The 8,994-nt window shown below is 66.3% G+C and carries 10 protein-coding genes and 1 pseudogene; 3 read left to right on the top strand and 8 right to left on the bottom strand.

Annotated features, from left to right (window positions below; translation table 11 throughout):
* The 8 genes and pseudogenes from FEZ61_RS08820 to FEZ61_RS08785 all read right to left on the bottom strand — a co-directional run.
* Positions 1-229: pseudogene (locus FEZ61_RS08820) on the bottom strand (hypothetical protein); the annotation flags it as partial.
* Positions 230-245: 16 nt separating this feature from the next.
* Complete coding sequence (locus tag FEZ61_RS08815; protein WP_173148284.1) at positions 246-1,271, bottom strand: TerC family protein; 1,026 nt, start codon at positions 1,269-1,271, stop codon at positions 246-248.
* Between the two features lie 143 nt (positions 1,272-1,414).
* Positions 1,415-1,846, bottom strand: coding sequence for a DUF4440 domain-containing protein (locus tag FEZ61_RS08810; protein ID WP_017642771.1), 432 nt, complete (start codon positions 1,844-1,846; stop codon positions 1,415-1,417).
* A gap of 163 nt (positions 1,847-2,009) precedes the next feature.
* The gene (locus FEZ61_RS08805) at positions 2,010-2,321 is read right to left on the bottom strand and encodes a DUF6482 family protein (protein ID WP_017642772.1); all 312 of its coding nucleotides are present in this window, start codon (positions 2,319-2,321) and stop codon (positions 2,010-2,012) included.
* Positions 2,322-2,445: 124 nt separating this feature from the next.
* The gene (locus FEZ61_RS08800) at positions 2,446-3,498 is read right to left on the bottom strand and encodes a lipocalin-like domain-containing protein (RefSeq protein WP_017642773.1); all 1,053 of its coding nucleotides are present in this window, start codon (positions 3,496-3,498) and stop codon (positions 2,446-2,448) included.
* On the bottom strand, positions 3,488-5,947 hold the full coding sequence (locus tag FEZ61_RS08795) for an FtsX-like permease family protein (protein WP_173148282.1): 2,460 nt from the start codon (positions 5,945-5,947) through the stop codon (positions 3,488-3,490). Before FEZ61_RS08795 ends, FEZ61_RS08800 begins: the two co-directional genes overlap by 11 nt.
* Positions 5,944-6,618 (bottom strand): ABC transporter ATP-binding protein, encoded by a 675-nt coding sequence (locus FEZ61_RS08790; protein WP_017642775.1) that lies wholly within the window; start codon positions 6,616-6,618, stop codon positions 5,944-5,946. The genes FEZ61_RS08795 and FEZ61_RS08790 overlap by 4 nt, the downstream gene beginning before the upstream one ends.
* Positions 6,619-6,681: 63 nt before the next feature.
* Positions 6,682-6,972, bottom strand: coding sequence for a hypothetical protein (locus FEZ61_RS08785; RefSeq protein WP_068383302.1), 291 nt, complete (start codon positions 6,970-6,972; stop codon positions 6,682-6,684).
* 255 nt (positions 6,973-7,227) lie between these two features.
* Between FEZ61_RS08785 and FEZ61_RS08780 the strand changes: the two genes are divergently transcribed.
* The 3 genes from FEZ61_RS08780 (at position 7,228) to FEZ61_RS08770 (ending at position 8,993) form a co-directional block, all read left to right on the top strand.
* The gene (locus FEZ61_RS08780) at positions 7,228-8,001 is read left to right on the top strand and encodes an FKBP-type peptidyl-prolyl cis-trans isomerase (protein ID WP_017642777.1); all 774 of its coding nucleotides are present in this window, start codon (positions 7,228-7,230) and stop codon (positions 7,999-8,001) included.
* 150 nt (positions 8,002-8,151) lie between these two features.
* Positions 8,152-8,616, top strand: a complete 465-nt coding sequence (locus tag FEZ61_RS08775) for a DUF1232 domain-containing protein (RefSeq protein ID WP_017642778.1) — start codon at positions 8,152-8,154, stop codon at positions 8,614-8,616.
* 5 nt (positions 8,617-8,621) lie between these two features.
* Complete coding sequence (locus FEZ61_RS08770; protein ID WP_064307163.1) at positions 8,622-8,993, top strand: hypothetical protein; 372 nt, start codon at positions 8,622-8,624, stop codon at positions 8,991-8,993.
* Position 8,994 lies beyond the last annotated feature (1 nt).

Here is an 8,994-nt window from a genome sequence, read left to right as displayed (position 1 = left end):
GGGATGGGTTGACCACTACATCCAGCCAGGCGCGGCCTTGGTTCTGGGCCTCGTCGACCTTCTTGTTCAGCTCGTCGAGGGTCCCGCCTAGGGTTTCCCGGGCCTGTTCGCGGGCGGCTTCTTCCACCTTGGTGGCGAAGCTGTCCGCCGCCTTCTCCGCGCTGTCGCAACCGCCGAGGCCGAGCAGCAGGAGGATGCCTGCAAGACTGAGGATGACTCTGGTGTTCATGGTCGACTGCTCCTGTTCACGAAGGCCGATTCAGCGAATCGCGTGATTCCTGACCGGCGGCGGTGTGCTTGGCTTCGCCGCGGGTCTTATACAGCGAGACCAGTACGCCGCCGGCCAGCAGGCCCAGGGTCACGCTCAGGGAGATCACCGGCGGGATCTTGCCGATGATGCCCACCAGGAAGATCTTGCAGCCGATGAACACCAGTACCAGCGCCAGGGCGTACTTGAGATAGGCGAAGCGGTGGATCATCGCCGCCAGGGCGAAGTACAGGGCGCGCAGGCCCAGGATGGCGAAGACGTTGGAGGTGTAGACGATGAAGGGATCCTGGGTGATGGCGAAGATCGCCGGCACGCTGTCCACCGCGAACACCAGGTCGGCGCACTCGATCACGATCAGCGCCAGGAACATCGGCGTCACCCAGAGCACCGTCTTGCCGCTGGCATCGGGCTGGCGCACGAAGAAGTGCTGGCCATGCAGCTCATCGGTCACCCGCAGTTTCTTGCGCAGAAACTTGATGAAGACGTTGTCGTCGAGCTTGGGCTCTTCGTCCACCTTGGCGAACAGCATCTTGACCCCGGTGATCACCAGGAAGGCGCCGAAGACATAGAGGATCCAGTCGAACCTGTGGATCAGGGCGGCGCCCAGGCCGATCATGATGGCCCGCAGCACGATCACCCCGAGGATGCCCCAGAACAGCACCCGGTGCTGGTATTCGCGCGGGATGGCGAAGAAGCCGAAGATCACCGCCATGAGGAAGACGTTGTCCGTGGACAGCGACTTCTCGATTAGGAAACCGGTGACGTAGTCGAGGCTGGCATCGGCGCCCTTGAGCTGCCAGACGAAGAGGGCGAACAGCAGACCCGCGGTGATGTAGCCGGCGGACAGCAGCAGGCTCTCCTTGACCTCGATGGGCTTGTTCTCCTTGTGGAGGACACCCAGGTCGAAGGCCAGCAGGGCGATGACGACGGTGAAGAAGGTAAGCCACATCCAGGTGGCGGTGCCGAGGAAGTCGGCGAAGAAGAATGCATGTAGGGCGTTCATGAGCCCCTCCTTAGTCAAGTTGCAAGACTATGACTCGACATGGCGGCATACGCCGTCAGAGGGGCCCGGGTCACCCATAGAGGATTTCGAACTCGCGCACATTCGGCAAGGGTTGCAGTTTTACAAAATGCAACCGCTCTGGGTCAGGCCTCTCGAGAGGAATGGTGGCCGGTGATCAGCCAGCGACCCTCGATCTGCTCGAAGGTGAAGAGGAAGCGCGCAGGGACACTGATGACCTGCTCACCTTCCCGATAGTGAAAGACATAGAGCCCGCCGACGACCACGGTGCCGAGCGTGCTGCTGACCCTTTTCTTGAAGATCTGCACATCGCACACCAGCCCTTCGTTGGCGAGGAAGTTGCGAAAGTATTGCCGCCGGCTGTCTTCGCAATCCCGGACTTCGTTGGAAAGGGTGGGCACCAGGATGGCGTCGGGTGCATAGAGGGCGAGAATGGCTTCCACCTCGCGGGTGGCCACAGTCGCGGCCCAGGTATGCAGGGCGGCCTTGGCCCCGGCAAGGCAGGCGATTTCTTCATTGGAGCGAACAGGCGCGTAGCCAGGCGTCGCGACGGACATGGCGTTATCCTCAGGCGAAAGTGCAGTTGTTATAATATAACAAATTGCCTGGAGCAGGTGAGCTGCACGGACACATCGCTGGAGGATGACGCCAGTTCGTGGCGTCTAGGTCTGGGCAAGGCAAGGTCGCCGTCGGCTGCCGGCGACGGAAGGGAAAGGCGAATCAGCGATTTTCGATCTTCGAGCGCAGCGGGATCTCTTCGCGCGAATCCGTGTCGCTCACCGGTTGGCCCACCATCTCTTCATAAACCGCCGGCTGGGCGATGAACAGGCGAACATCCTTGACGTCGTCGAGGATACGCCGGGCTTCTTCCACCGAGGCCACGTGCAGGGTCGCGCCCTTGTCGTCGGCGACCGGTACCGAGGTGCCGTCCACCAGCGCATGGATGACATAGGAGCCACCTTCCATGGACACCAGATTGACTTCCTTGACCGCGCCGGCCTTGATCTGCTGATTCAGCTCTTTGACATTCATCGAGACACCTCGGTTATCACGCTAAGGAGCCCTGCGTGACGGCAGGGACAGGTATGGATTCGAGGTGGGAGCGGGGCTGGGAGTTCCGGGGTGGCGGTCTCCTGGGTGCGTCCCGCTGCCCTTGTCAGTACCCCGTCATCTCCAGATAGCCCACCCCCTTGGCGCTGCCCTCCACCCTGACCGGTCCCTCCCAGTAGGGCGTACCCAGGGCCATCCAGGCATCGGGGTTGATCGCCGCGATGCGCAGGTCGAGCTGCTGCCCCGGCAGGCTGATGGACCAGCGTACCGGCACCTCGCGTCCGGCTACCCTGTGGGTGGACTCCGGTGCCAGGCGGATATCGCCGGGATGCAGGGGTTGGTTGTGGCCATCGGCGGCGATCAGGTTACCGAACAGATAATGCTGGCCGTCGGCCTGGCGCAGGCGATAGAGCATCAGCTGGCGACCGTCGTCGAGGTGCAAGGAAAACCAGTCCCAGCCTAGTTGATCGGCAGCCAGATGCTGGCTGCTCCATTCGCGATCCAGCCAGGCGAGACCCTTGACCGGCACGCGCCGGCCCTCGATCTGTAGTTCGCCCTGGGCCTGGAAGAAGGGCTGGCTGTAGTAGTAGGACGCCTGGCCGCTGGCGGATTTACGACTCACCCCGCCTTCGCCCTGGAGCACCAGTGGACCGGTGGCGGCGAGATCCAGCCGATAGGCGAAACCCGGCCCCTTAGCCTGGACCTCGGCCCGCCCGGTCAGGTCGCCGCTCAGCCGCCAGTCGTCGATCCAGGCGGAAAAGGGGGCGGCCGTCACCCCGGCCTGGCCAATGCCGCCGCGACCCTGGGTCTGGACGGAGAACTGGCGGGTTTCGCTGGTGAGCCCGGCATGGCCCAGCCAAAGGTTGCCATTGCCCCAGCCGGGCTGGTCGGCGCCGGGGCGCAGGGCATTGCGGAACAGCGTCCACTGCACGCCGTACTGATGGCCCTCGGCATCGCTGAGGTTGGCGGTGACGTACCACCACTCGATGCGAAAATCCGGATGGGGACCGTGATCGGCGGGAAAGCTGAACACCTTGCCCGGTACCACGGAGGCGAAGTCTTCGCTGCCCTGGCCGAGGCCGGCGAAGCCCTCGGATGCCGGCTGCTTGTTGCAACCGGTGAGCAGCAGGAGTGCGACCAGCAGGGCCCTAGCGTTCATTGCCGAGTTCTCGCAGCAGATCCAGTGGTTGACTGCGCTGCAGCCGCAACAACGGCCAGGCGGCCGCCAGGAGGGTCGCCAGCAGGGCAATGGCAGAAAGCGCCAGCAGTTGACTTGGGAAGACCTGCAGGGGCAGTCGCCAGCCGAAGGCCTGGACGTTCACTACCGCCACCAGGCACCAGGCCAGCAGGATGCCCAGGGGAATGGCGAGGGCCAGGGTGAGAAGGGCAAGCCCCAATAGTTGCCCCAGGCTGAGCAGGATCAGTCGTGGACGCTCGATGCCCAGCGCCCAGAGCGGCGCGAGCTGGCCCAGACGCCGCTGCGCCTGGCCGAGCAGGGCGATGAAGAGGGCGAGGCCGGCCACCGCCAGGGTCAGAGCGTTGAGCGCCGCGGTGGCGCTGAAGGTGCGCTCGAAGACTTGATCGGCATAGCGACGCAACTGCCCCTGGTCGATGGAATGGCTGGTATCCAGCCCGAAGCGCTGCTGCAGCTCGCTACGCAAGGCCTCTACCTGTGGGGGCGCCATGCGAACGACGATGCGCACCAGGGTGGCCTCCGGCCACAGCGCCCGCAGCTGTGCCTGGGACAGCAGCACATGACCGCGCGGATTGCCATAGTCGGCGTAGGTGGCCAATATCGGGGCGGACCAGCGACCTTGGCTCCCCTGCAGCTCCACCCGCTGGCCCTTGACCACGCCCAGGCGGCGGGCCAGTTGCTCGCTGAGCATCAGGCCGTCGCCGGCGAAGAAGGGCGTCCAGGCCTCGCCACCGGCATCCAGCAGCGGCCAGTGTCGACGATAGAGATCAGCGTCCAGGATACCGCTCAGGGTGGACGGCTGGCCTTGAATGCCCGTCTCCAGTTCGTACACCGGCAGCACCGCGCCCACGCTGGGTTGCCGGGGCAGCCAGTCGAGCAGGGCCGCTGCCTGGGTAGCATCCTGCGGACGCAAGTAGAGTTCGGCGGCCAGGCGCTGGTCGAGCCAGCCATCGAAGGTGCGGCGAAAACCCTCGGTCATGCTGCCGGCGCCGACATTGGCCGCCAGGGCCAGCAGCAGCGCCATCAGCGCCTGGGATAGCCCGGGCAGTTGCTGCCGGGCGTCGGCCAGGAACCAGCGCGAAAGGGGACGCCTCGCTCGCTTCAGCAAGAGATCCAGCAGTGCGCTCAGCAGCGGCGGCAGCGCCAGGGCAGCAGCCAGCAACAGGCAGCCGAGCAGGGCCAGGCCGCTGGCCAGGCTGTTGCCGCCCAGCCACAGGACCAGCGCTGCCAGGCCCACCAGCAGGGCGCCCAAGGCCTGGCGCCTGAGCCAGCGGCCATGGGCGGCGCGCCAGGCTTCGCCCTGGGCCAGGGCCAGCAGCGGCAGCCGCGCCGCGCGCCAGAGGCCATCGGCACCGGCCAGCAGGGCGCCGCCCAGGCTGAGGCCGAGTCCGGCCAGCCACCAGGCCGAGCTCAGGGTCAGGCTGCCGGCGACCTCGGCGCCATAGAGGCCGCGCAAGCTGGCCGCCACATCGGGCAACAGCAGCGCGGCCAGGGCATAACCGCTGGCCACGCCCAGGGCACCGGCCACCAGGGCGATCAACGCCAGTTCCAGGGTCAGCGCCAGCACCAGGGTCGCGGCCGAGAGGCCACAGGCGCGCAGAGTACGCAGCAGGGCACGGCGTTGTTCCAGCGCCAGACCGGTGGCGGCATGGACGATGAACAGGCCGACGGCAAAGGCCAGCAGGCCAAGCGCCAGCAGATTGAGGTGGAAGCTGTCCGTCAGACGAGCCAGCTCGGCGCCCTGGTCGTTTTCCACCCGGTGCAGGTCGACGCCGGCTAAGGTGGGCAGCGCGCGCTGAAAGGTCTTAGGCAGGATCAGCCGGGAGAGCTGGTCCGGTGCGTCCAGCAGGCGCTGGGCCTGGCCGATGTCCAGTACCAGGGTACCGGGCGCCAGGCCGGGCCGGGGTTGCAGTGGTGGCAGCGGCAGGCCGTCGGCGCGGTGTAGCACCTGGCCCGCCTGGAGCTGCCATTCACGCAGCGTCTCCGGCGCGATCCAGGTGGTCCCGGCCGGACTGAGGAAGTCGTACAGGGCCGTGGGCGAGGCACCGGCCGCCACCCCCTGGTCACTGGGCAGGCTGACCGGCTCGATGCCCAGCAACGGCAGGGTGCCCTCGCGCTCCGCCAGGGTCAGGCGACCCTGCAGGACGGGCGACACCGGCCAGCCCTGCCGGCGCAACTCGACGAACAGCGCCTGGGTGAAGCGCTTGCCGTCGCGGGCCTCCAGACTCGACTGGTCGGCACCGAAGAGCGCGCTGGCCTGGGCATAGCTCTGGCGGGCCTGGGCATTGAGCGCCAGCACCCCGATCAGCAGTGCCGTCGCCAGCCACAGGCCGGCGATCAGGCCGGCGAGTTGCAGGGGATGCCGCCGCCAGTGGCTGACCAGGCTGTGCAGACTCCAGAAGAGCAGCCTCATGGCCGAGCCACGGCTGCGCCGCCAAGGCGTCCGCGTTCCAGCTGCAGGGTGCGATCGAGATGGCTGGCGATGCGCGCGCTGTGGGTCACCATCAGCAGACTGCTGCCGGTCTCGGCCACCAGCTCCAGCAGCAGCGCCAGGGCCTGGTCGCCGCTGGCTTCGTCGAGATTGCCGGTGGGTTCATCGGCCAGCAGCAGGGGCGGCCGGGAGGCGAGGGCGCGACCCAGGGCCACGCGTTGCTGCTGGCCGCCGGAAAGCTGCTCCGGATAGCGCTCCAGCAGGGCGGCCAGCCCCAGGCGTTCGGCGAGTTCGGTTTGCCAGCGCGGATCATGACGGCCGGCCAGCCGCGCCTGGAAGGCGAGATTGTCGGCCACCGTCAGGCTGGCGATGAGGTTGAATTGCTGGAAGATCAGCCCGATGCCCTCGCGGCGCCAGGCAGCCAGGGCACCTTCGTTGAGGCTGGAGAGCGCTTGGCCAGCGGCCTGGATGTGGCCCTGGTCAGGCCGGTCGAGTCCGGCGACCAGGTGCAGCAGGGTGCTCTTGCCACTGCCGGATTCGCCCATGAGCGCCAGACTCGCGCCCCGTGCCAGGCTGAGGTCCACACCGCGCAGGACCGGCAGCGGGCCCTGGGGCGTTGGATAACTCTTGTGCAGATCGGTGATGGTCAGCATCGCGCCTCCAGCGCCGGTCGTGGTCTGCAATCGACCGGGCGAGGGCGGCGACGTTCAGCGCGGCTAGCGGCGTCTGGTCTTGTCCTTGCCGGTCTTCTCGTCTTCCTCGCGCTGCAGGCGCTCGCACTTGCGCACCATGGTGAGGTAGTACACGGCGCTGCCGGCGAACAGGATGACGGGCAGCGCCAGGGACATCTGCAGCAGGCTGCCGGGGAAGGCACTGGGCACCCAGTGGTGATAGAGCAGAATGCCGATCGCCAGCAGCACCGAGTACAGCAGGCCGTAGCCACCGGCCTTGCGCGATTCGCGGGCGAGGTCGAGGGGCGGGCGATTCAGATCGTTGGGCTCGAACATGGAGGTCTCTGACAGGCACTGAAGAAGGCGCTAGTTTAGCGCCTGGACGCCTGGCGGTCGCCACTGCTCGGGCGCCCCGGACAAGACGTCGCAGGGGCTGCCCGCCGCTCGTTCACGCGATGTTCAGGCAGACATAAGCTTGAAATCTTATCCTTTGCAGCCATTTAGAGGCCTGGCGATGGCAAGCGAGCAGGTCTCCTTGTAAGCTCGATCAGTTATTTGAACGCGCACAATGCGCACGGATAAGGAATCAACATGAAACAGTATCGGTTGGCAGCAGCGGTGGCCCTGGTGGGTCTGGTTCTGAGCGGCTGCGACTCCAAGCCCAAGGTCGAGCTGGAAAGCCCGGCCCAGAAGGCGTCCTACGGCATCGGCCTGAACATGGGCAAGAGCCTGGCCCAGGAAGGCATCGACGACCTGGATCCCAAGGCCGTCGCCCTGGGTATCGAGGATGCGGTAGGCAAGAAGGATCAGAAGCTGACCGATCAGCAGCTCACCGAAGCCTTCGCCGCCCTGCAGAAGCGTGCTGAAGAGAAGATGACCAAGGTCAGTGAGGACAACGCCAAGGCCGGCAAGAAGTTTCTCGAAGAGAACGGCAAGAAGCCTGGCGTGATCACCACCGCCTCCGGCCTGCAGTATGAAGTGGTCAAGAAGGCCGACGGCCCGCAGCCCAAGCCCACCGATGTGGTCACCGTGCACTACGAGGGCAAGCTGGTCGACGGCACCGTGTTCGATAGCTCCATCAAGCGTGGCACCCCGATCGACCTGCCGGTCAACGGCGTGATCCCGGGCTGGGTCGAGGCGCTGCAGCTGATGCACGTCGGTGAGAAAATCAAGCTGTACATCCCCTCCGAGCTGGCCTACGGCGCCCAGAGCCCGAGCCCGGCGATCCCGGCCAACTCCGTGCTGGTGTTCGACCTGGAACTGCTCGGCATCAAGGACGCCGCTGCCGCGGACGCCGAAGACGCCCCGGCTGCTCCGGCTGCCGATGCTCCGGCCGCTGCCGAAAAGGCCCCGGCCAAGAAGTAAGAGGTTCTCGCTCCGCCAAACGCCCTGCTCGCAGGGCGTTTTACATGGTGCCGGGGAAACCCTGGGACATTGGTGCGATCCAAACCCGGGTGTGCGACGCCCTGTGCCCTGCAGGTCCGCACCTATCGTCCTTACCCGCTCGAGGTGTCCATGAAGCCGCCGAAGAACTTTGATCGCTACCTTGGTATCGCCCAGCGGCTTCTGATCCGCGGCCGGCTGCCAGCCCTGTTGCTGGGGGTCGCGCGCAAGACCAGCAAGCGGGGGCTCAAGCTCGGCGAGGCGCGCGATACCCTGAGCCTGTTCCATCAACTGCTGCTGGCCTGGTGGCGTGGCCAATACCGCGGGATCAGCCGCAAGACGCTACTGACCGTGGCGGGCGGCCTGGTCTACTTCCTCCTACCCATCGACCTCATTCCCGATTGGGTACCCATGTTCGGTCTGCTCGACGACCTCGCCGTCCTGGCCTGGATCGGCAAGGCCTGCAGCGATGAGCTGGACGGCTTCCGTGCCTGGCGTGATAACCGTACCGCGAGTCAGCAGGCGGCCCTGGCGGCCCTGCCTGACAAGCACGAGCGGCCGGCGGCAGGTGTCGCCCTCGATCAGCTGCGGGATTGAACGGCTTGAGCGTACGCATCAGTCGCCAGCACTGGCTGGCCCTGCTGGATGAACTGGAGAGCGCGCGGCGTAGCCGCAGCCTTCTGACCTATCGCTCGGTCATCGAACGGTTGGGATTGCCCCAGCCGGCGATGGTGACCCTGACCACGGCGCTGGAATACCTGGCCGCTCTCGATCGTCGCGAGGGTCGACCGCTGCGCAGTGCGCTGGTGGTCAGCCAGAGCGGCACCCGTATCCCCCGTGAGGGCTTCTTTGATTGCGCCCTGCGCCTGGGTGCGCTGGAGGGCTCGCCCCAGGTGACCGATGCCGTCAGCTGGCATGCGGCCGAGGTGACGCGGGTGTTCGAGCACCGCTATCCCGATCACCACCAGGAGTAGG

The sequence above is a fragment of the Pseudomonas sp. MS15a(2019) genome (assembly GCF_013277805.1).
GTDB classification, from domain to species: domain Bacteria; phylum Pseudomonadota; class Gammaproteobacteria; order Pseudomonadales; family Pseudomonadaceae; genus Chryseomonas; species Chryseomonas benzopyrenica.
This window is presented reverse-complemented; position numbering and strand designations above follow the sequence as displayed.

Coding starts and splice junctions, on each gene's coding strand:
- FEZ61_RS08815 (WP_173148284.1), bottom strand. CDS start 1,271: ATGAACGCCCTACATGCATTCTTCTTCGCCGACTTCCTCGGCACCGCC.
- FEZ61_RS08810 (WP_017642771.1), bottom strand. CDS start 1,846: ATGTCCGTCGCGACGCCTGGCTACGCGCCTGTTCGCTCCAATGAAGAA.
- FEZ61_RS08805 (WP_017642772.1), bottom strand. CDS start 2,321: ATGAATGTCAAAGAGCTGAATCAGCAGATCAAGGCCGGCGCGGTCAAG.
- FEZ61_RS08800 (WP_017642773.1), bottom strand. CDS start 3,498: ATGAACGCTAGGGCCCTGCTGGTCGCACTCCTGCTGCTCACCGGTTGC.
- FEZ61_RS08795 (WP_173148282.1), bottom strand. CDS start 5,947: ATGAGGCTGCTCTTCTGGAGTCTGCACAGCCTGGTCAGCCACTGGCGG.
- FEZ61_RS08790 (WP_017642775.1), bottom strand. CDS start 6,618: ATGCTGACCATCACCGATCTGCACAAGAGTTATCCAACGCCCCAGGGC.
- FEZ61_RS08785 (WP_068383302.1), bottom strand. CDS start 6,972: ATGTTCGAGCCCAACGATCTGAATCGCCCGCCCCTCGACCTCGCCCGC.
- FEZ61_RS08780 (WP_017642777.1), top strand. CDS start 7,228: ATGAAACAGTATCGGTTGGCAGCAGCGGTGGCCCTGGTGGGTCTGGTT.
- FEZ61_RS08775 (WP_017642778.1), top strand. CDS start 8,152: ATGAAGCCGCCGAAGAACTTTGATCGCTACCTTGGTATCGCCCAGCGG.